General features: G+C 53.2%; 20 protein-coding genes. 13 read left to right on the top strand and 7 right to left on the bottom strand.

Annotation, left to right across the window (positions count from 1 at the left end; translation table 11 throughout):
• Position 1 precedes the first annotated feature (1 nt).
• Both MLD66_RS03380 and guaA read right to left on the bottom strand, forming a co-directional pair.
• Positions 2-148 (bottom strand): hypothetical protein, encoded by a 147-nt coding sequence (locus MLD66_RS03380; RefSeq protein WP_247215522.1) that lies wholly within the window; start codon positions 146-148, stop codon positions 2-4.
• 18 nt (positions 149-166) lie between these two features.
• The gene (gene guaA / locus MLD66_RS03375) at positions 167-1,714 is read right to left on the bottom strand and encodes a glutamine-hydrolyzing GMP synthase (protein ID WP_247218949.1); all 1,548 of its coding nucleotides are present in this window, start codon (positions 1,712-1,714) and stop codon (positions 167-169) included.
• Positions 1,715-1,902: 188 nt separating this feature from the next.
• Here guaA and msrB point away from each other — a divergent pair, with 188 nt between their 5' ends.
• The 3 genes from msrB to MLD66_RS03360 all read left to right on the top strand — a co-directional run bounded on the left by msrB (position 1,903) and on the right by MLD66_RS03360 (position 5,021).
• Positions 1,903-2,328, top strand: a complete 426-nt coding sequence (gene msrB / locus MLD66_RS03370) for a peptide-methionine (R)-S-oxide reductase MsrB (RefSeq protein WP_247215521.1) — start codon at positions 1,903-1,905, stop codon at positions 2,326-2,328.
• A 39-nt stretch (positions 2,329-2,367) separates the two neighbouring features.
• A complete protein-coding gene (gene recR, locus MLD66_RS03365; protein WP_247215520.1) occupies positions 2,368-2,967 on the top strand; it encodes a recombination mediator RecR in 600 nt (199 codons plus the stop codon).
• 62 nt (positions 2,968-3,029) lie between these two features.
• Positions 3,030-5,021, top strand: coding sequence for a ribonuclease R family protein (locus MLD66_RS03360; protein ID WP_247218946.1), 1,992 nt, complete (start codon positions 3,030-3,032; stop codon positions 5,019-5,021).
• A gap of 1 nt (position 5,022) precedes the next feature.
• On the opposite strand, the gene MLD66_RS03355 is transcribed toward MLD66_RS03360, so the two are convergent.
• Positions 5,023-6,219 carry an anion transporter gene (locus tag MLD66_RS03355; protein WP_339396890.1) on the bottom strand — a complete coding sequence of 399 codons (1,197 nt, stop codon included), beginning with the start codon at positions 6,217-6,219 and terminating at the stop codon, positions 5,023-5,025.
• A gap of 82 nt (positions 6,220-6,301) precedes the next feature.
• Between MLD66_RS03355 and MLD66_RS03345 the strand changes: the two genes are divergently transcribed.
• Entirely contained in the window at positions 6,302-7,000 is a 699-nt protein-coding gene (locus MLD66_RS03345; RefSeq protein ID WP_339396888.1) for an SDR family oxidoreductase, read from the top strand.
• A 266-nt stretch (positions 7,001-7,266) separates the two neighbouring features.
• Here the strand turns inward: MLD66_RS03345 and secA are convergent, their stop codons facing one another.
• Complete coding sequence (gene secA / locus MLD66_RS03340; protein ID WP_247215519.1) at positions 7,267-10,047, bottom strand: preprotein translocase subunit SecA; 2,781 nt, start codon at positions 10,045-10,047, stop codon at positions 7,267-7,269.
• A gap of 121 nt (positions 10,048-10,168) precedes the next feature.
• Here secA and MLD66_RS03335 point away from each other — a divergent pair, with 121 nt between their 5' ends.
• Positions 10,169-10,513, top strand: coding sequence for a YbaB/EbfC family nucleoid-associated protein (locus MLD66_RS03335; protein WP_247215518.1), 345 nt, complete (start codon positions 10,169-10,171; stop codon positions 10,511-10,513).
• Here the strand turns inward: MLD66_RS03335 and MLD66_RS03330 are convergent.
• Entirely contained in the window at positions 10,493-11,812 is a 1,320-nt protein-coding gene (locus tag MLD66_RS03330) for a four-carbon acid sugar kinase family protein (protein ID WP_247215517.1), read from the bottom strand. The genes MLD66_RS03335 and MLD66_RS03330 overlap by 21 nt on opposite strands.
• Before the next feature lie 59 nt (positions 11,813-11,871).
• Between MLD66_RS03330 and glyQ the strand changes: the two genes are divergently transcribed.
• Positions 11,872-12,765 carry a glycine--tRNA ligase subunit alpha gene (gene glyQ, locus MLD66_RS03325; protein WP_247215516.1) on the top strand — a complete coding sequence of 298 codons (894 nt, stop codon included), beginning with the start codon at positions 11,872-11,874 and terminating at the stop codon, positions 12,763-12,765.
• A gap of 41 nt (positions 12,766-12,806) precedes the next feature.
• A complete protein-coding gene (locus MLD66_RS03320) occupies positions 12,807-13,400 on the top strand; it encodes a thioredoxin family protein (RefSeq protein WP_247215515.1) in 594 nt (197 codons plus the stop codon).
• Here MLD66_RS03320 and MLD66_RS03315 read toward each other — a convergent pair.
• Both MLD66_RS03315 and MLD66_RS03310 read right to left on the bottom strand, forming a co-directional pair.
• Positions 13,397-14,164, bottom strand: a complete 768-nt coding sequence (locus MLD66_RS03315) for a HEAT repeat domain-containing protein (RefSeq protein WP_247215514.1) — start codon at positions 14,162-14,164, stop codon at positions 13,397-13,399. The two genes, MLD66_RS03320 and MLD66_RS03315, sit on opposite strands and share 4 nt — an antisense overlap.
• Positions 14,161-14,448, bottom strand: a complete 288-nt coding sequence (locus MLD66_RS03310; protein ID WP_247215513.1) for a phycobilisome linker polypeptide — start codon at positions 14,446-14,448, stop codon at positions 14,161-14,163. The genes MLD66_RS03315 and MLD66_RS03310 overlap by 4 nt, the downstream gene beginning before the upstream one ends.
• 99 nt (positions 14,449-14,547) lie before the next feature.
• On the opposite strand from MLD66_RS03310, the gene MLD66_RS03305 reads away from it, so the two are divergent.
• From MLD66_RS03305 to MLD66_RS03280, 6 genes are all read left to right on the top strand, one after another.
• Positions 14,548-16,248, top strand: coding sequence for a protein kinase (locus MLD66_RS03305; protein WP_247215512.1), 1,701 nt, complete (start codon positions 14,548-14,550; stop codon positions 16,246-16,248).
• A gap of 59 nt (positions 16,249-16,307) precedes the next feature.
• Positions 16,308-16,559, top strand: a complete 252-nt coding sequence (locus MLD66_RS03300) for a hypothetical protein (RefSeq protein WP_247215511.1) — start codon at positions 16,308-16,310, stop codon at positions 16,557-16,559.
• 193 nt (positions 16,560-16,752) lie between these two features.
• Positions 16,753-17,307: a hypothetical protein gene (locus MLD66_RS03295; RefSeq protein WP_247215510.1), complete on the top strand. Its 555-nt coding sequence runs from the start codon at positions 16,753-16,755 to the stop codon at positions 17,305-17,307.
• A 293-nt stretch (positions 17,308-17,600) separates the two neighbouring features.
• A complete protein-coding gene (locus MLD66_RS03290) occupies positions 17,601-18,353 on the top strand; it encodes a YaaA family protein (RefSeq protein WP_247215509.1) in 753 nt (250 codons plus the stop codon).
• 22 nt (positions 18,354-18,375) lie between these two features.
• Positions 18,376-20,001 (top strand): ATP-binding protein, encoded by a 1,626-nt coding sequence (locus tag MLD66_RS03285; protein WP_247215508.1) that lies wholly within the window; start codon positions 18,376-18,378, stop codon positions 19,999-20,001.
• Positions 19,956-21,620, top strand: a complete 1,665-nt coding sequence (locus tag MLD66_RS03280; protein WP_247215507.1) for a hypothetical protein — start codon at positions 19,956-19,958, stop codon at positions 21,618-21,620. Before MLD66_RS03285 ends, MLD66_RS03280 begins: the two co-directional genes overlap by 46 nt.
• Positions 21,621-21,624 lie beyond the last annotated feature (4 nt).

The raw sequence follows: 21,624 nt of genomic DNA, 5'->3' as shown, positions 1-21,624 counted from the left end.
CTCATCGGGAAGCTACCGCCGCACTGGTACCTTGGCGTACCCCCAGCAACCCCCACGACCGGGCAGAAACAAAGCGGTATCTGGCGATTTCCCTTGGGGTCAGCACCCTGGGCATGACCGCCACCACCAAGAGTGCAGTATAACCCATCCCCGCCTGAGCGGCTACCTATTCCCACTCAATCGTCCCCGGCGGTTTGGAGGTGATGTCATACACCACCCGATTGACCCCCGGCACTTCGTTGACAATCCGGTTGGCGACCAGTTCCAAAAACTCGTGGGGTACCCGTGCCCAATCCGCCGTCATCCCATCTTCGCTGGTGACAAAGCGCAGGACAATCGGGTAAGCATAGGTGCGTTTATCCCCCATCACCCCCACGGAACGCACGGGCAAGAGCACCGCAAAGGACTGCCACAGTTGGTTGTACAAGCCATGCCGGTTGATTTCCTGCCGGACGATCCAATCCGCTTCCCGCAGGGTTTCCAGCCGTTCCGGGGTGACTTCCCCAATGATGCGAATGGCTAAACCGGGTCCCGGAAAGGGTTGCCGTTGGATGATCTCATCCGGGAGCTTCAAAGCCCGGGCGACCTTACGCACCTCGTCCTTGAACAGACGGCGCAGGGGTTCAATCAGCTTAAATTGCAAATCCTTGGGCAGTCCCCCCACGTTGTGATGGCTTTTGATTTTCACCGCCACCCGCTCCCCGGTTTGGGGGTCAAGGGCACCCCCCGCCGATTCGATCACATCCGGGTAGAGGGTTCCCTGGGCGAGATAGTCAAACGGGCCCAAACGTTTGGATTCGCTTTCAAACACCCGGATAAATTCATGCCCGATCACCCGCCGTTTTTCCTCCGGGTCCGTCACCCCCTTGATCGCCTGCAAAAACCGCTCCCGGGCGTTGACATACTCCACCGGGATATGAAATTGCTCATGGAAAAGTTTGACCAGTCGCTCCGGTTCCAACTTGCGCATAAAGCCCTGGTCAATAAACACACAGGTGAGTTGATTGCCAATCGCCCGGTGCAACAAAAACGCCAAGGTCGAGGAATCCACCCCCCCGGACAGGGCCAGCAGCACCCGCTTGTCCCCGACTTTCACCCGGATTTCATTAATGGCTTCCTCCACAAAGGCCGCCGTCGTCCAGGTGGGTTCACAGCCGCAGATGTGATAGACAAAATTGCGGATCAGCGCCATCCCCCCCTGGGAATGCACCACCTCCGGGTGAAATTGCACTCCATACCAGTTGTGCTGGTGGTCGGCAATGGCCGCACAGGGGCAATTTTCCGTATGCGCTAAAATGGCAAACCCCTCCGGCAGTTGCACCACACTGTCCCCGTGGCTCATCCACATGGTGGTGCCGTCCTCCACATTGGTCAATAAATCCGTCGGGTCGTCAATGTGCAGTGCCGCCTTGCCGTATTCCCCCAGGGCCGAGCGCACCACCCGCCCCCCCAACTGTTGCACCATCAACTGCATCCCGTAACACACCCCCAGGATGGGAATCCCCAACTGCCAAATCCCCGGGTCACACTGGGGCGCCCCCCGGTCATAGACGGAATTGGGGCCCCCGGAGAGGATAATCCCCCGGGGTTGCCAAGCCCGCAACTGCTCGACGGTGGTGTGGTAGGGCAACACTTCCGAGTAAACTTGGGTTTCCCGGATGCGGCGGGCGATCAATTCCGAATACTGGGAACCAAAATCCAGAATGGCGATCATCTGCCGGTGGGGCACCAGCGGCGTGGCAGGGGAATGGGTCGTAGGGTGGTCGGCAAGCACGGTTGGCGCAAGGGGAAACTCATTTTTTCAATTCTAACTGCCCGCCAACCCACCGCCTGCCCTGTCCGTAACGTTATATTAGAAATCGGTAGAAACCGATTGACCTCCTATCCATCTGTGAGTCCCCTATGGAACCCCCCGCCCCTTTGCCCCGCACCGATGAGGAATGGCAAAAAATCCTGAAACCGGAGCAATTTCGCATCCTCCGCCAGCACGGCACGGAACGGGCAGGCAGTAGCCCCCTGGACAAAAATTACGCCCCAGGGAATTACTACTGCGCCGGGTGTGGCACCCTCCTGTTCACCTCGGATACTAAGTTCAACAGCGGTACCGGCTGGCCCAGCTTTTATGCCCCAGTTCCCGGAGCGGTGGGCACCAGCGAAGACCTGTCCTACGGGATGCGCCGGGTCGAAGTCCACTGCAACACCTGCGGCGGTCATTTGGGGCACGTATTTCCCGATGGACCCCGTCCCACCGGCGAACGCTATTGCATCAATGGGGTCGCCTTGATTTTTGTCCCAGCAGGGGAACCCGCCCCGGTGATCAGCCGCTAAGATAGCCATAACATAAAGGGATTGCCCTGGGGTTGCTCCTTGAGTTCCGCCTACACCCGTCCCCTCGCCCGGTTGATCGAACGCCTGCAACGCCTTCCTGGCATTGGTCCCAAATCCGCCCAACGGTTGGCACTCCATTTGGTCAAACAACCAGAACAGGAAATCCACGCCCTGGCGACCGCCCTGTTGGAAGCCAAACAACAGGTGGGGCACTGCCAAATCTGTTATCACCTGTCGGCGGCACCCATCTGTGAGATTTGCGCCAACCCAGAGCGGGACAACCAGACCATTTGCGTGGTCACCGACTCCCGGGATGTGATTGCCCTGGAAAAAACCCGGGAATACCGGGGCAAATACCACGTGCTGGGGGGGGTGATTTCCCCAATGGACGGCATCGGCCCCGAACAACTGACCATCAACGCCCTGGTCAAACGGGTGGGGGAAACCCAGCCCAAGGAAGTGATTCTCGCCCTCAGCCCCACCATCGAAGGCGAAACCACGATTTTATACCTGGGGCGGCTGTTGCAACCTTTGACCCGGGTGACCCGCATCGCCTCCGGTCTGCCCGTAGGGGGGGATTTGGAGTATGCGGACGAACTGACCCTCGCCAAAGCCCTCGAAGGTCGCCGGGAACTGTGACCCCCCGGTTCATAATAGAAATAGAACCTGTGCAACCAGAGGCTAGTAACCAAATCGCCACCGTGGACAAGGGCACCTTAATCGAATTTCAGACCGACGGCGGCACCCGCTTGGGGGTGATCCAACGCCCGGATGGCAAAAAAAACTGGATCGCCAGCGATGCCCAGGGGCGCAACTACAGCCTGCATCCCCGCCAGATCAGCTTTGCCGTGCCGGGACGCACCTACCTAGCCGAGGATATCCCTGAATTTGAACAAGCCGCCCGTGCCTACCAGGACCCGGATGCCCTGGAATTAGCCTGGGAATTGCTCAGCCCCGACCACCGGCTCACCAACCCCCAGGAACTGGCGCAATTAATTTTTAACCAGACCGACCCGCCGATTTGCTACGCCGCCCACCGCCTGCTGAGTCAAGACCGGATTTTTTTCAAACAAAAGGGGGACTACTACGAACCCCGCTCCCCCCAACAGGTGCAAGACATTCGCCATCAGTTGGAAAAGGCGGCGCAAAAGCAAGAAGAAGTTAATACATTTTACAGCAAAATTCAGCAGGCACTCCAAGGGGAAACCGTCACCTGGTCTGGGAAAGAACGGCATCTCCTAGAGCAACTAGAACAATTTGTTATCCTGGAGGGGCAGGAGTCCCGTCCCGTAGCGGAATTGCTGGCGCATCTGGATCGCCCGGTCACCCCAGCGGGAGCCCATGAATTGCTCGTGGATTTGGGTTGGTGGCATCCCCACGAAAACCTGGCACTGCGGCGCAGTTCCCTGCCCACCACCTTTCCCCCGGCTGTTTTGGAGGCGGTTGCCATGCGTGTTGAAGACCCGCCCACCGACCTGGATGCCCCTTGGCGGAAGGATTTGACCGCCCTGAAGGTCTATACCATTGACGATATTAGCACCAAGGAAATTGATGACGGGTTGAGTTGGGAGCTGTTGCCCGATGGGCGGGAGCGGTTGTGGATTCACATTGCCGACCCGGGGCGGTGGCTGACCCCAGGGGATATTTTGGACCAGGAAGCCCGCCGCCGCAGTACGAGCGTGTATTTGCCCACCGGGGTGATTCCCATGTTCCCGGAGGTTTTGGCGACCGGACCCATGAGTTTACAGCAGGGGCAGACCTGTTGTGCCCTCAGTTTCGGGGTGATTTTAGAGCCGTCCGGGGCAATTGCCGAGTTTCAGATCACCGCCAGTTGGGTGCGCCCCACCTACCGCCTCACCTATGAGGATGTGGATGAATTGCTCCAGTTGCAAATTGAGCGGGAACGGGAACTTCTGCACCTATCCCAATGGGCGGAACGGCGGTTACATTGGCGGTTAGCCCAAGGAGCAATCCAGATTCAGATGCCGGAGGCGGACATCAAAGTTACTGATGACCAGGTGGAGGTGCGGTTGCAACAGCCTTCCCCAGCCCGGTTGATGGTGGCGGAAATGATGATCCTGGCGGGGGAGGTGACGGCTCGCTATGCCCAAAACGCTGGGTTAGCCATGCCCTTTCGTTCCCAACCCCAGCCGGAATTGCCCTCGGAGGAGGAATTGTTGCAACTGCCGGGGGGGCCGGTGCGCACCTGTGCGATTCGCCGCTGTTTGACCAAAAGCGAGGTGAGTGTTACCCCTGGTCGTCATGCCAGTTTGGGGCTAGATGCCTATGTGCAGGCCACGTCCCCGATTCGCCGCTATGGGGATTTGCTTGCCCATTGGCAACTCAAGGCGCACCTGCGGGGGGAAGCCCCGGTCTTTGCAGCGGCGGAATTGCAAAGCATTCTCCAGAGTGTGACGGCGGCCACCCAGGAGGCGAGTCTGGTGGAACGGCAAACCAACCGCTATTGGAGTCTGGAATACCTGCGCCGCCACGGCCAAGGGGTGTGGACCGCCCTGGTACTGCGCTGGTTGCGGGAGGACATGGACCTGGTGCTGGTGCTGTTAGAGGAACTGGGGCTGGAATTGGGGATGCGGGTGCAACGACCCGTGAAATTGGGGGAACACCTCCAGGTGCAAGTGACCCACGTGGACCCCTACCGGGATGTCATTCACCTGCGGGAAGTGACCCCCTGACCTACCCGACCGCCCGAATCCAGAGGTAAGCCACTCCCAGGGTAGAAAGGGTCACGGGCACCCCCAGGCGCAGATGGCTGACAAAGGAGACGGGATACCCCGCCCGCCCCGCCGCCTCCACGGTAATCAGATTAGCCACCGCCCCAAACAGGGTCAAATTCCCCGCCAGGGTCGCCCCCGCCGCCAACAACAGCCAGCCCTGGGTATCCGCCGCTGGGATGACCGCAGACAGGAGCAGAACCGTCGGCACATTGGAAATCAAATTGGACAGTAGGGTTGTCACCCCCAGCCACTCCCACGGGTGGGTCGCCAAATCCGCCAACGGCTGGAGAATTCCCAAATCCCGGGTGGTCTGGGTGAGTACAAACAACCCCCCAAACAACACCAGCAGTCCCCAATCCACCTGCGCCAGCAAGGTTTCCGGATGCCGTCCGTGGCGACACAGCAGTACCGCCGCCCCCACCCACGCCGCTTCCGCCAAGGGCACCCCCGCCGCCAACCCCAACAGTAACCCCCCTGTCACCAGCAGATGGAACCCCAACCCCTGCGCCGGTGTTGTCCACGCCAAGGTCACCGCCGGAAACCGTTGCCGGGAACGCACCTCGGGATACAACAGCCACACCCAGCCCGCCACCAACAGCAACCCCACCACTGCGACCGGCACCATCACCTGGGCAAACCAGCCATAACTGATCCCAGACAACCCCCCCACCAGAATATTCTGGGGATTGCCGCCCAGGGTCGCCACGGAACCCACATTCGTTGCCGCCGCCAAGGCCAGCAGGTAGGGCACCGGATTCACCCCCAAAGTTTGGGTCACCCGCAGGAGCAAGGGTGTTGCCACCAAAGCCAAGGTATCATTCAGCAAAAACGCCGACAGCACCCCCGTCCCCCCCGTCACCACCAGCAGTAGCCCCAGGGGATGCCGACTGTGGCGCACCAACCCCTGCAACAGCCACCCAAACACCCCCGCCTCGGTCAACGCCCCATTCACCAGCATCATGCTCAGCAAAAACACCATCGTCCGCCCATCCACCGCCTGCCACGCCCCCGGCACCGTCATGCCCCCCAAGGCCACCACCCCCGCCACCCCCACCCAGGCAATCGTCGGTCGGTTCAGCCCCACCCCCGGCCAACGCCCCAGCCCCAACCCCACATAGGTCATCACCACCACCGCCACCAGCAATCCCGTTCGCACCCGCTTTGCCCCCTACTCCCCGCCCATTGTGACACGCTCACCCGATTTGCTATAGTGAACAGAGTTTTAAGAAATGTAACAGATGTTGCAGGATAAAGTCATTGTCGTGGTGGGTGCTACCGGGGGGATTGGGCGAGCCGTGGTCGAGCGGTTGCATCCCTTGGGGGCAAAGTTGGTTTTGGCAGGGCGGCATCCAGAGGCGTTGGACACTCTATCCGCCCCCGGTGGCTTAAAAGTACCCACGGACATTACCGACCCGGCGCAGGTGCAAAACCTGATGAATGAGGCGGTGGCTACCTTTGGTCGGATTGACGTACTGGTGAATGCCGCTGGAATTGGGATTCTCAAACCCTGGGACAAGCTGACACCGGCGGATTTGGCGACCCAATTGGCGGTGAATCTCCAGGGGAATTTTTACACCCTACAGGCGGCGGCACAGGTGATGAAAACCCAGCGGGCTGGTCATATTTGCAATGTGATTGGCATTTTGGGCAAACATACCATGCCGATGGCGGCGGCGTACTGTGCGTCCAAATTTGGGGCGGTGGGGTTGAGCAAAGTTTTGGCTGATGAATTGCGCCGTTACAGCATTAAAGTTACTTTATTTTATTTCGGCGGGGTGGATACGCCCTTTTGGGATGAGATTCCTCTCAAAGTAGATCGCACGAAAATGTTGCGCCCGGCAACTGCCGCCCAAGCGATTCTTTACGCCCTGCAAAGTGAACCTGCCGCCGTGCCGATGGAAATCAATATCCAACCGGAAAGCCATCTCTTTTTCTAAATTTTTTGTCCAAAGTCTGGGCAAAACCTGTGGGCAATCCCTGAACAATTACGAACTGCTTTTATACGGCAATGCTAAAAGATTCTTGGGCATCATAAGATTACTGAGAACCAAGAACGGGGCGGTGCCCTGCGACCCCTGTTCCATTCTCATTTAGGACTGCTATTATTGGAGCCAACCATAAATCTCATCGTTGGCATACCCATAGTACCCAGAACCAAGAATTTATAGAGGTGCCCTAATGATTACTAAGATTCATACAAAAACTAACTGGCGACCGGTTGCACCTGGGGTTGGAATTGGAACAGGGCATACACCACATTGCGGCGGATATTGGTCATCATATCTTGGAATAATTCATAGCCCTCAATTTTGTATTCAATCAAGGGGTCTTGTTGCCCATAACCCCGCAACCCCACCGACTCCCGCAGGGCATCCATCTGTTGCAAATGCTCCCGCCAAAGGGTATCCACCTGTTGCAGGATGAAAAATCGTTCCGCTTCCCGCATCAAACCCGGACGAATTTGCTCCACCTGGGCTTCCTTTAGGTCATAGGCAATGCGGACTTGTTCGTGCAAAAATGCCTGCATTTCTGGAATGCTCAAATCCTCTAATTGACTCGCCTCTAAATCACTCAATAAATAAATAAATTGTTTGACTTTTTCCACCACTCCAGCTAAATTCCATTCCTCAGCGGGTAAATCCGGGTTGATGTAAGCGGCAATAATATCATCAATGGTTTTTTCAGCGTATTGAATTACCAATTCCCGCAGGTCTCGCCCCTCCAAAATCCGTCTGCGTTCTGCATAAATTGCCCTGCGTTGGTTATTCATCACCTCGTCGTATTCAAATACCTGTTTGCGGATGTCGTAATAATAGGTTTCCACCTTCTTTTGCGCCCCCTCCAGAGACCGGGTGAGCAACCCCGACTCAATCGGCATATCCTCCTCCACCCGGAAGGCATTCATCAACGCCGCCACCCGCTCCCCGCCAAAAATCCGCAGGAGATTGTCCTCCAAACTCAGGAAAAACCGAGTGGTGCCCGGGTCTCCCTGCCGCCCCGCCCGCCCCCGCAGTTGGTTATCCACCCGCCGGGACTCGTGCCGCTCCGTGCCAATCACGTGTAACCCACCCAGTTTGACCACCTCGTCATGTTCCGCTTTGGTATAAACTTCGTACTCACGGCGTACCAGATTGTAAGCCTCCCGTAACCGGGCAATCACCGGGTCATCCGTCGGGGCTTTCTCCGAAGCAATCGCAATTTTATCCTCCGCCACCAACTCCGGCAAACTCTGCTCCCCGTACACCTGCACCGCAAAATCCACCGCTGACCGCAACGCCCGCTCTGTTTCGGGGGACAACTCCGTCGGGAAAATGTTGGGGGATGCTTTCCAGGTTTTGATTTTCTTGCCCGTGCCAAACCCCACACCCCCAGCCCGGCTTTGCCCCAAAAGGGACGCAAAAACATTCAACCCATCCTCACTTTCCGGCAGTACCAACCGGGGCATAAAATACTCCCGCACCTTCAAGCGTGCCATGTACTCCGCATTCCCCCCCAGGATGATGTCCGTCCCCCGCCCCGCCATGTTGGTGGCAATGGTCACCGCCCCTTTGCGCCCCGCCTGCGCCACGATCTCCGCCTCCCGCTCCACATTCTCCGGTTTGGCGTTGAGCAAATTGTGGGGAATCCCCCGCTGTTGAAGTAATGAAGATAAAAGTTCGGATTTTTCTACACTGGTTGTCCCCACCAAAACTGGGCGACCGAGGGCGTGTAATTCCGCACATTCCTCCGCAATCGCCAGCCATTTCGCCGTCTCCGTTTTGTACACCACGTCCGGTAAATCCTTCCGCACATTGGGGCGGTTGGTGGGAATGGTGGTCACATCTAATTTGTAAATCTTGCCAAATTCTGCTTCCTCGGTTTTTGCCGTGCCGGTCATCCCCGCCAATTTCGGGTAGAGCAAAAAGAAATTTTGATAGGTAATGGTGGCGAGGGTTTGGGTTTCCGGTTCAATGGGCACCCCCTCTTTGGCTTCGATTGCCTGGTGCAGTCCATCACTCCAGCGTCGCCCTGGCATCACCCGCCCGGTAAATTCATCCACGATTACAATCTCATCATTACGAATGATATAGTTCACATCTTTGATAAATAATTCCTTGGCTTTGATGGCATTGAAGACATAGTGCGCCCAGGGGTTTTCCGGGTCGTATAAATCCGTAACGCCCAGGATTTTTTCCGCCAGGATAAAGCCTTCATCCGAGAGGAGAATATTCCGGTTTTTTTCATCCACTTCGTAGTGTTCATCCCGCTGGAGTTGGGCGGCAACCTGGGCGGCGGTGATATATTTCTTTTCCCGTTCTTCCGGGTCGCCCACCTGACCGGAAATAATCAAAGGCGTGCGGGCTTCGTCAATCAAAATCGAATCCACCTCGTCAATAATGCAGTAGTGAAAATTCCGTTGCACCACGTCTTCGATACTGGTTGCCATGTTGTCCCGCAGGTAATCAAACCCCAATTCGCTATTGGTGGCGTAGGTAATATCGCAGGCGTAATTTTTGCGCCGTTCGCTGGCATCCATCCCCTGTTGAATTAACCCAACACTCAAGCCCATGAACCGATGCAATTGCCCCATCCATTCCGCATCCCGGCGGGCGAGGTAATCGTTCACCGTCACGATATGCACCCCTTTGCCGGTGAGGGCATTCAGATAGGCAGGCAGGGTCGCCACCAGGGTTTTCCCTTCCCCGGTTTTCATCTCGGCGATTTGCCCCTCGTGGAGCACCATCCCCCCCAACAACTGCACGTCAAAATGGCGCAGTCCCAGTACCCGTTTTCCCGCTTCCCGCACGGCGGCAAAGGCTTCGGGGAGCAAATCCTCTAGGCTTTCCCCCCGGTCTAAACGCTGGCGAAATTCCGCCGTTTTCCCCCGCAATTCCTCGTCTGAAAGCCTCTGCATCTCCTCTTCCAGCAGGTTGATTTCCACCACCAGCGGCTTGTACTGGTTGATGCGGCGCTGATTGGGGTCACCGAGCAGAAGTTTTAACATGGATGTGCGACCAACAGAGGGATAGGAATGGGCATTATTTATCCTAGCACTGGCGGATGGGCGCATTGGGGGGGCGAGTGTGGTAGTCTGAAAGCATTTGAACGTGGAGGCATTTGGACACATGACTCAGGGGAAAGGGTTCGGGTTCGGGCTGGGCAAGATGAAGGAATTTGCCGATGCCATCAAAAAGGCGCAACAGGTGCAAGAGGGCGCCATCCAGATGCAACAGGAATTGGACAGCATGGAAATCGTCGGGGAAGCAGCCGAAGGGGCGGTCAAGGTGGTGCTGAGCGGCAACCAGGAACCCCGGCGGGTCGAGATTGCGCCAGCGGCACTGGAAAAAGGGGCTGGGGAACTGTCGGAATTGGTGTTTACGGCACTCAAGGCGGCTTACGATGAGTCCACCGCCACGATGAAGCAAAAAATGGACGACCTCACGGGGGGCTTAGGTTTGCCGGGGGTTTAACCGCTGGACAATCGTGGTTAAAATTGCCTCGTCCCCCACATTGCCCGGTACGATCACCACGGGTAAATTGGGGAATTGGGGGTGATCCTTGGGGGTGCGAATTACATTAATTCCCGGCGCAATTTGCCCAAGTAAGCGCACGGCAGTTAAATCCAACCCGTGACTGAGAATTTCGTTGGATGTAATCCCCCCCTTGCTGACCAGAAAGCCAATTTCTGCGGGCAAATGATGCACCAATAGGGAGGTCACCTGTGCCACCTGCCGACCGAAATTTAAGCGGGTTTGGGTATCAGGAAATTGCAATTCCTCACGGGGCGTATAAATGACAGGAATTAAACCTTGATTCAGGGTTTGGTTAATTAATTCAACGGCAATTTCGACCACTTCTAAAGGGGTTTTGCCCTGGAGTAATTGGGTAATCGCTAATTCAATCCCCCGCACATATTCCTGTTGCAATAAATGCTGAACCTGCCGGGTGGACAACTGCACATGGGAACCCACAATCACCACGCCGGGTAAAGTGCCTCGGACATAATTCGACATCAATTCCGGGGCGACGGGTTGGGGGGGCAATTGGGCTAAGGCACTGATAATTCCGGCGGCAGAACGCAAGAGAAACCGTTTGCCCTGGGCATGGGTGCGATAGAGGGCTTGGGCAAATAAATTTAAGTCCTCCTGGGTCACCGCATCCACCACCCCACAGGCATTATTGTGCAAACTCAGTAACAATTCATCACAGCCGGAACGGATTTTATCCAAAGTAAAACGCACCACATTGTTACTCAGAATCTTACCGCCGGTTTTTTCTTCCACATAAGCCGGTAAATAGGCAGAGCGATACCCGAATACCGAATCTTTAGCAAATTCCGTTTGATCCACCGGCACGGGCGTTCCCTGCACAATTAAATAATGCACACTGTCCCGGGTGATTCTGCCCCCTTCGATAAACGCCGGAATGAGCAAATGGGCATCAAACCCGCCTAATTCCTGATTGATCACGTCAATTTCTAGGGGATAATGCCCACGCAACGTGGAATCCGAACGGCTGATGACCAGGTAATTTTTTAATAAATCTTCCCCCACCACCTGCCGGAGATTTTGGCAAATTTCCCGGGTAATTTGGGCGGCTTCCGCAGGCGTTCGGGCACGGGTATTGCCCAGGATAAACAATAGGGGTGATGCGTCCGCCAGTGCCAGGCGCAACGTGTCCACATCCCAACGCAGGAGGAGCAAACAGCCATGCACCGTCTGGGAGCCGGTGGGGTCGTCATCCAAAACCAGTAATTTCGGGTGGGTCATCTTGTCACGGGAACCCTCAAGCCTTCAGTATAGACACAAGACGGTTACGGGGTGAGCAGGTGAATTTTCAGGAACTACAGGCGGCATTGCACCAATTTTGGGCGGCGCAGGGGTGTGTGATTCTCCAGCCCTACGATGTGGAAAAAGGGGCGGGCACCATGAGTCCCCACACGTTTTTGCGGGCGTTGGGTGCGGAACCCTGGGCGGTGGCGTATGTGGAACCCTGTCGTCGTCCGGGGGATGGGCGTTACGGGGAAAATCCCAACCGCTTTCAGCATTATTTTCAATATCAGGTGTTAATTAAACCTTCACCACCGGGCATTCAAGAAACCTATTTGGAATCCCTGCGTTGTTTGGGCATTGCCCCCGAAGAACACGACATTCGTTTTGTGGAAGATAACTGGGAATCCCCCACCCTGGGCGCTTGGGGCGTGGGTTGGGAAGTTTGGTTAGACGGCATGGAAATCACCCAATTTACCTACTTTCAGCAGTGTGGCAGTTTGGATTGCCATCCGGTCGCCATTGAAATTACCTATGGGTTGGAACGGCTGGCAATGTATCTGCAAAATGTGGATAAAATCACCGATATTCGCTGGAATGACCAGGTAACTTATGGGGAAATTTATCTGCAAAATGAAATCGAACAATGCACCTACAATTTCCAAGCCGCTGACCCCCATATTTTATTTCAATTGTTCACCCTCTACGAAAAAGAAGCCCAACAATTACTTAGCCAAAAACTCGTCACCCCCACCTTGGATTACGTTTTGAAATGCTCCCACACGTTTAATTTGCTGGAAGCCCGGGGGGTGATTGCTGTCACCGAACGCACCCGTTACATTGGTCGGATTCGCCAGCTGGCTCGCCAGGTCGCCCAACTGTATGTACAACAGCGGGAAGCCCTAGGGTTTCCTTTGCAACGTCCTAGCGTCCCGTCCCCCGAACCGGCATAATAAAGGCAAGCGCAAAACCATCGGGTTTAGGAGTTGGGATTATGGCACGCACCCCCTCAGTCATGGTTGATTTGGGCACCCCCGCCCCGGCATTTCACCTGCCGGATGTGGTTACTGGCAACATGATTAGTTTGGATACCTTTGCGGGTAAAACTGGGTTGTTGGTGATGTTTATTTGCCGCCATTGCCCCTACGTGAAACACATTCAAGACCAATTGGCGCAATTGGGACGGGATTATCAAAATCAAGATTTGGGGATTGTGGCGATTAGTTCCAACGATGCGGAAAAATACCCGGACGACAGCCCGGAATCTCTCAAAGAAATGGCGAAAGAATTGGGTTTTACGTTTCCTTTGTGCTACGACGCCACCCAAGCGGTTGCCAAAGCCTACCAAGCCGCCTGCACCCCGGATTTTTACCTGTTTGACCGGGAGCGCAAATTGGTGTACCGGGGGCAATTCGACGACAGCCGCCCCAAGAGCGACCCGCCCATTCCCGTCACCGGCAAAGACCTACGTGCCGCCATTGATGCCCTGCTGAGCGGTCAGCCCATCCCCACCGACCAACGGGCGAGCATCGGGTGCAACATCAAATGGAAACCGGGGAACGAACCGGATTATTACAAAACCGCCTAAAGCAACCCATCCATCAGGGCAAACACCGACCCCAGCGCCTGCCAATCAAGCGGTTGGGACTGCGTGCTTAACCATTGACTGAGCAGTCGGTGCAGACCCATCAGCTTAAAACTGGGTTCCGCCTGAGTTTGCGCCATCGCCGCCGCTACTGGCAGATAGCCCGTTTCCCCCAAATCCCCCAACAGCACCCGCTGTAACCGGGTGTCCGCCCCGTTGATCACCTGCAACAACTGGTCAATGTACTGGGTGTCCTGGGTCAGTACATACATCGTACAGAGAGCCGCCCCCTGCACTCTGGGTAAAGAATGGGCAAGAAACGGTTGAATGGCGGGGATTGCTGACTGGGCATTTAAGCGTCCCAACGCCAGCAGAATCGCCGGATAGGGTTGGGGCAATTCCTCCGTACCCAAAGCTGAAGGAATCCCCGTAGCGGTCAGCAATGCCACCAAATCGGGAATCACCTGTACTGCCCCCAACAGCCCCAAAGCCGTCGCCGCCGCCCCCCGCAACTGGAAATCCGCCACCTGCAAACAGGCGCGCAACCCCGGAATTGCCTGCGGATCCCCAATCTGCCCCAGGGCACGTGCCGCATTCCGCCGCAGAGGGTAGCCCCCCAATGCCGTGCGGTCCGATTCATCCTGCAAGGCAAGGAGCAACGCCGGGACTGCGGCTTTCACCCGAAACCGCCCCAACCACCAGGCGGCATAGTACCGCTGGCTCACATCCGGGGACTGGAGTTGGGCAATCGCTTCCTCGACCGTCACCCCGGCTGACCGTTGGCACTCCCCAGGGCTTCAATCCGCACGATTTTGCCGCCCAAACGGGTGATGCGGCGCATTTCTTCATTCATGCGGTTGTAGGGCACCGTAAGAAACACACTGCCACTTTTGCGGATGGGAAAATTACGGCGGTCGCTCTGGTCACTTTGGCGCAACCCCACCACTTCATAACGAAACAAACGCTGATTGGCTTCCGTGACTTCAGAAGCTCCGGCAATCGCTGACCCATAAAACATTGGTGCGGCTCCCGTATGAATTGCTTTCCCCATTTTAGGGGCTGGTGGCTCCCCGCCGAAACTATGACAATTTGTAACAATGAAACATAATAAAATTTACCCTAGGATGGGCTTAAGCATCCGGTTCGCACCATGACGCAGGTCAAGCTCAAAAAACTCCTCCACCAGCCGGAATTGGCGGCACTGTTGGGGGAAATGACCCAGGGGCAGGCGTGGGGTGTGACCGATGCCAGCGGCAATCTCCTCGCAGGCACCTTAACTGGCGGCACGGCGGCAAAAATTCACAACGAAGGGGAAATTCTGGGCTGGGTGTACGGTTCCCAGGCGACCTTCCTGGCTCGGTGGTTGCAGTACGTTGTCAACCAGGAACAAGCCAAGCGCACCCTGGCGCAGGAGACCCTCGACCGCTACCGGGAGGTGAATCTGCTCTATGATTTGGCGGAAAAAATGCACGCCACCCTGGATTTGCAAGCCCTGGCGGATTTGGTGATCGGGGAAACCCAAGCCCTGTTGGGGGGCACCCAGGGCTGTTTGATGCTCTACAATCCCCATACGCAGGTCTTAGAGGTGGTCAGCAGTTATGGTCCCCCGGTTGAGCAGACCTATTTCCCGCCGGGGATGGGGATTGCCGGTCATGTGTTCCAGACGGGGCGGGCGGAAATTGTCAACGATGTCAGCCAAGATGCCCGGTTTGTGCCCGGTTTGATCCCCATCCATGCCCTGATGTGTGCCCCTCTAACCACCAAAGCCGGGGTGCTTGGGGTGATCAACGTCACCAGCGAGACCCCGGTGGAGTACACCGCCAGCCACCTGAAGCGATTGATGGCACTTGCCGCCCAAGCCGCCCTGGCGATCAGCAATGCCCGCGCCCACGCCGACAAACTCCAGGAAGAACGCCTGCGGGTGAATTTGGATCGGTATTTGGGCGGACGGTATCGGATTTTACGCACCCTGGGCACCGGTGGGTTTGGGCACACCTACCTAGCCGAAGACCTGCAACGCCCCGGCACCCCCGCCTGTGTGGTCAAACAACTCCAACCCGCCCGGGACAACCCCACCCGCATGGACGTGGCCCGCCGTCTGTTTCGAGCCGAAGCGGAAACCCTGGAAGTGCTGGGCAAACACGACCAAATCCCTGCCCTGCTGGCGTATTTTGAGCAGGACGAGGATTTTTACCTGGTGCAGGAGTACATTGACGGTCAACTGCTGAGCGAGGAACTGGCGCAAACCGCCCCCTGCCATCCCCAGCGGGTGATCCAACTTATCCAAGAAATTCTCAATATCCTCGCCTTTGTGCATCATCATCAGGTGATCCATCGGGATTTGAAACCGGACAATATCATCCGCCGCCGCCGGGATCGCAAACTCGTCCTGATTGACTTTGGCTCCGTGAAACAATGCCGGGGTGCCAACCAAAAACAGGAAACCATCGCCGTCGGTACCCGGGGGTATGCCCCCAGCGAGCAATATGCGGGTCGCCCCCGGTTCAGCAGTGACATCTACGCCGTCGGCATCATCGCCATCCAAGCCCTGACCGGTTTACCCCCCAGCCAATGGCAAGCCCAGGACGGTACGGGGCAACTGCGCTGGCGAGACCACCGCCCGGACGTACCGGCAGACCTCGCTCAGGTACTTGACAAGATGGTATGCGAACAGACCTGGGAACGCTACGCCAAAACCAGCGATGTCCTCAAAGCCCTGGAACAGGTGTCCATCCCCGACACCCCCGACACGGAAATCCTCACCCCCATGCCCCCTGACCCCGAACCCTCCCTCCTCGCCCAAAGTAGCCGTTGGCTGGTGGAAACCGCCCGCCGCTTGATCCAGGGGTGAGCCAGGGATAAAATAGGGCATTCCCCAGCCTTTTCACCCCATTTTTGAGGAGTTGCCCCATGCGTCCCCACCTTTGGATGCTGACCACCCTATGCCTCACCGCTCTGACGGCTCCCGCCCTAGCGCAAACCCCCGCCAAAGTCACCACCAGCAATACCCCCATCACCGATCAGTTCAAAATCCCCCCCTTCCGGGACTACACCGGGGATGGGGTGCAAAACCTGGACGACATCCCTGCCCACCAAAAAAACTACAACACCTTGCTGAAACAATGGGCGGCACGCATCAGCGGTACGGGTGGCTCCCTCTAAAGCCTTGACTTCTGGGACGAGATTCGCCACACTCAAGAAGGAATTTCCCAGCCCCAGGTTATCACCAGGTTAAAGTTGGGAATCCGTTAGCCAAATCCTGGGTATTTCCTGCTAAAATTTGGTTAACTTCGCCACAAATTTTTGTGGTGGATTTTGGCTTCATCGCATCAAATCGTTTAACTGTTGAGGAGTTATGGCTATGCGTCCCCAAATGTTATTTTCCTTGTCCGTAGCTGGCACGGTGCTGGCGGCGGCAATGGCTCCGGCGAGTGCCCAACCCGCCCCGAAACTGTACGAACCCCCGGTGATGACCACCACGGCGGCTAAATCTGAAGCTTGGCCTCCCTTTACCAAGCCCTACCTGTGGAATCAGCCCACAACCACGATTCAGTTTCCCAAGCCCTCCTACTACGAGCATCCCTTCGCCATCGAGCGGAGCATGGAGCCGTTCAAAATTGGCATCAAGAAAGTCAGTGGTACCTCTGCTACCCCGGTGAGTGACAAGTTCAAAATCCCTCCCTTCCGGGATTACACTGGGGATGGGGTGCAAAACCTGGACGACATCCCTGCCCACCAGAAGAACTTCAACGACCTGCTGAAAAAGTGGGCGAGCACCATCAGCACCTGCTCCAAGCAACGGGGGGTGATGTTCCGGCAAGTGGGTAAGGAAGAAGTGCCCATCCAAATCAATGGCGACCCGGGCAAGGTGCAGTTGAATGCCAACAACATTCCCGTCTGCCCCGGCTAAATTGGGTTTTTAGTTCTAAACTTGCGTGGCTCCCTGGGCAACTGGGGAGCTTATTTTTTGGAAATGAAATCATCAAATTCGATATGTCTAACTCACAAAGACCCATGAATCTCTATCCCTTTTACTTCGTCTGTCGCAAACTTATTTGAAACTATAGCAATCCTAAATGAGTTTAGAACAGGAGTCGCAGGGGCACCGCCCCCGTCCTTGGTTCTGGAAACTTTTTGTATGCCTACGGCACGCAAGCTAATGTAAATCAAGTAGGATTGCTATAGTTTCTTGGTTAATTGGATATGTTGGCAGAAAGCACTTTATCGAGACTATTGTTACTAAATTGTTCTCAGCGTAAGAAGTTTGATGAACAACTATTACCGGCAATCGAACGCTACGATGGACCTGCCTACCGTGTATTGCGCCGATACCTAAACCAGAATTTAACCCCATCTGTTGATGTCAGAATTCTCTCGGCGAAGTATGGATTAATCTCTGCTGACTACCACTTACCCTACTATGACCGCAGGCTGACGAAGGGACAAGTCCATGAATTACGCCATCAGGTTATCACGGAGCTAGAAACAATTCTTAACAGAAAATCTTATACAAATCTTTTGATTTGCTTAGGAAAAGAGTATCTTGAAGTAATCTGTGACCATGAAACTATAATCCCAGATAGTTTATCAGTCCAAGTTGCCACTGGCGGAATGGGCAGAAAGCTGTCGGTTCTGTACAATTGGCTTTATGGAGCATCCAGTTTGGAGACCAAGCAGGATTTGGCTTCTACGAAAGGAACAGGTCGCATTAGAGGCGTTGAGGTGACTTTAACAGTAGAGCAAGTCCTTGATATTGCCAGACAGGCGCTCACCACCCAGGATGAGAGAGCCACCCGTTACCAATCTTGGTATGTGCAGGTTGATGATCTGCGAGTAGCCCCAAAATGGTTGGTCAGTCAAATTACTGGATTGCCAGTGAGTAGCTTCCACACGGGTAATGCAAAGAAATTATTAAGGGAACTAGGAATTCCAGTTCTTTTAGATGCACAGATTTAGTTGTTTACAGGAGAAATAGAACATGAAAAGTTTTTCTAGTGATGAGAATCCCTCAGTTAAGACAGTCGCCAATAGCAACAATCAACTGGTTGTTGGCACGGTAATTTCTGATCAGGAGACCCCAACGTTTGAAACTGTTAGGATTAAGTTAAAGGCGGGTCAAGATTTAAAGCCTGGAACACTTGTTCGGATTCCAGTTATGCGTAATGAGCAAACTATTCTTATTGGACGGATTCGTAGTGCTTATGAATGTAATCCAAATGAGAGTGTCGAAAGCGTTGGTGTACGTGATGCTTTGAAAATACCAAAGGTGTATCCGAGAGAAGAAGACAGCACAAAAATCTTTCGCTTAGCTGAGGCAGATTTAATTGAAGAGATTTTTAACCGGGAGTTTGTTGAAAATGGTGAAAAGAAAATAAAAACAGAAACAAGGGCACCTCAGAATCTTCCTAATTCAGGTGCTGATGTGTTTATTGCTGATGTTAATGAGATAGTCCAGACATTAGGACTTGAACAAGACGAAAATCAAGGGTTATTTATTGGTGAAACCACTAGTGGAACCATCTCAAAGATTATCCTAAAGCGTCAATCAATTCAGCGTCATCTTTTTATCTGTGGAACTACAGGTAGTGGTAAAAGTTATGCAATGGGAGTTATTACTGAAGAACTCGTTCAAAAACACAAACTCCCTGTTGTGTTCATTGATACTCAGGATGAATATTCCGAGTTGGTTAAAAAACTAGGTGGTGTAGTTGTTGAACCTGGAAAAGATTTTAGTATTCGGATTTCTTCACTAACCGAATCGGAACTTTTAGATCTGCTACCAGAGGCAATGAAAAAAAGTCCCTTGCAGTGTGACATTGTAGCAAAGGCTTTTGGTGAACTTCAAACTAAACTGACCAATGAGGATATGGCTAAATTCACACTAGACGATGTTTTAGCTAAAATTCCAGAGGTATCCGCAGAACTAACTGCTAAGGAAGGGGATATTCCAAGAGTAATTGATGCAGTACAGCGTAGATTAGGCACCCTTGCAAAGCTCAAAATTTTTGGACATGGAGTAGCAGATTGGCGAAAATTCTTATATCCATGTGTCACTATAAATTGCAAAAAACTTACATCTTCACAATTACAGTCTGTAGCAACCGCAGTTCTCCGAGAACTACAAAATCTACGTCTTCGTAATCATATCCCTCCCTATGTAGCGGTGATTGATGAAGCACATTTATTTGTCCCAGAAGGTACAAGTAGTCCGTGTAAGCAAATCATCAGGGAAGGTGTGAGGATTGGTAGGCATCATGGAATTTGTATGGTTCTTCTAACTCAAAGCCCAGTGGATATTGATAAAAGTACAATTCGGCAATGTAACACCAGATTAGTCTTTGCACTAGAGCCAGATCAACTTGATGCTATTAAGGGTGTCAAGGCAGATGCAACAGATGAAATGCTTCGTGCTTTACCTAAAATGCCTCAAGGAACTTGTTTACTTTCTGGAACTTATGAAAGCGTAAAGCATACCATACCAGTTAGAATCAGAAAGAGAAATACGGAGGATTCAGAGGGAGGAAAGACACCCAATATTTTTGAGGAAATGCAAGAAAAATGGATAAAAATAATCGAAGAGCTAAAGACTCAAGGTGGGGAATAATGCCTCGAAGACGTAACCCTCAGCAAGAATCTCAAAACACGGAGCAGTTATCGTTGGATTTTGGCTCAATTATTAAATCTGCTACAGTTTTTAGTCGTGAAGATTTGGCTAGTTACGATCCAGTGACTAGAACAATTGATATTATGAGTCGGATTGTTGATTCTGAAAGGGCTTGGAATACGACAATCGAATTAGCTCGGAATCAACTACTGGAAAAAGATCCACGAGAGCTATATTTAGAGTTTCTAACAGACCTAAAAGGTACTATTGAGCAAGACTCAACTAAAGCACCTCGATTATCACGTCTTCTCGAACAGGTTGCTATCCGTGGTTTTGGTATGACTTATGAGCAAATACGAGTACATAATCCCCGTCAGGGAGGAACCGGATGGAGGGTTGACCCTTTCAATAAAGAATCGATTAGTGCTCATCTTGAAAAACATATTGTAGGAAAGTATTTTCTCAATTTAATTTCTGCAGATGATTCTATATGGAATGGTGTAGTTCCCTTAATTGGATCGTCTGACGTCAGCCAACATCGAAGTGCTGTACCTATCCCTGCTCCTTTCTTTAGGCGCCGAGTTCCATTTGTACTTAATAATTCTGCCGGTACTCTTTTGAAAGTAGAACAGGGCAAACCTGAGTATGAAGCTTTGTTTGATCCTCGACCTGATGATGAATTACTACAATGGATGTTAATAGACCCTTCCTATCAGGAAGAACTAGAACCCGAACACTATCAAAGATGCCTTGCTTCTGCAATGGATGTAGGTCAATATAAGTTTGATCACCGATACCTTTTGAAACCCGATTACAAACCACCAAATATCATTCTTAGAGATGGTAGTCTCTTTCCTCAAGATGCTTATTTAGATAACTTTATCCTTGCTAACAGAAGAGGAGAATTTACTCGTGAAGCAATTCGTGAACTTATAAACTGCCTCACTTCTGCCAGAGATGCTGGAATCATTTATTGCGGTGTTGCTAAAAGTGTTCAACTAAAAGTTTATAGTGCGCTAGTTGATTGGTACATAAGCAAATACATAGATAAGAGATGGGTAGCTGGGAATTACACACTAAATGACGGGCAAGCAATGACACTACTTCTTTCTTCTCCGTCGGTTATAAGCGATAATTTGCGGGAAACAATTTGTACTTGTATGATTCGTCGCTCATTTACCACAAGAGCAAATCTAAATACAAAAGCCGATCTAAATGATTTGAATTCCTATTTCTCACACTATGAAAATTTATCTAGTTTTAATATACAACCTTTTCGTCAATTATGTGACCTTGGTCATCTTTATATGTTTTTCATGGGACACTGCAAAAGTCCAGAACTGCTTTTGCCTCGATATGATTTCTTTTACCATGACTCCCTCGGTTCACCTGAATCAATAATGAAAAAGATTTTCTACTCTCTTCAGTACTCTACTCCTGATATTGATGAAGACCATTCATTTATGATTGACAAAAAAGATGAACCAGTCATGTTTTTAATCCCCAGCGTAACACTTCAAGCACATAACTTCTCTAAGAATCTTGGAGAATTCATAACTGAGCAGACAGAAGACCGGATTATGGCTCGTTATATATCTTATCTCTCGCAACTGACTTGAGGCA

It is taken from the genome of Synechococcus sp. C9 (assembly GCF_022984075.1).
In the GTDB taxonomy this organism is placed as follows: domain Bacteria; phylum Cyanobacteriota; class Cyanobacteriia; order Gloeomargaritales; family Gloeomargaritaceae; genus Gloeomargarita.
The sequence above is the reverse complement of the archived record's forward strand: the minus strand, read 5'-3'. Positions and strand labels throughout refer to the sequence as shown.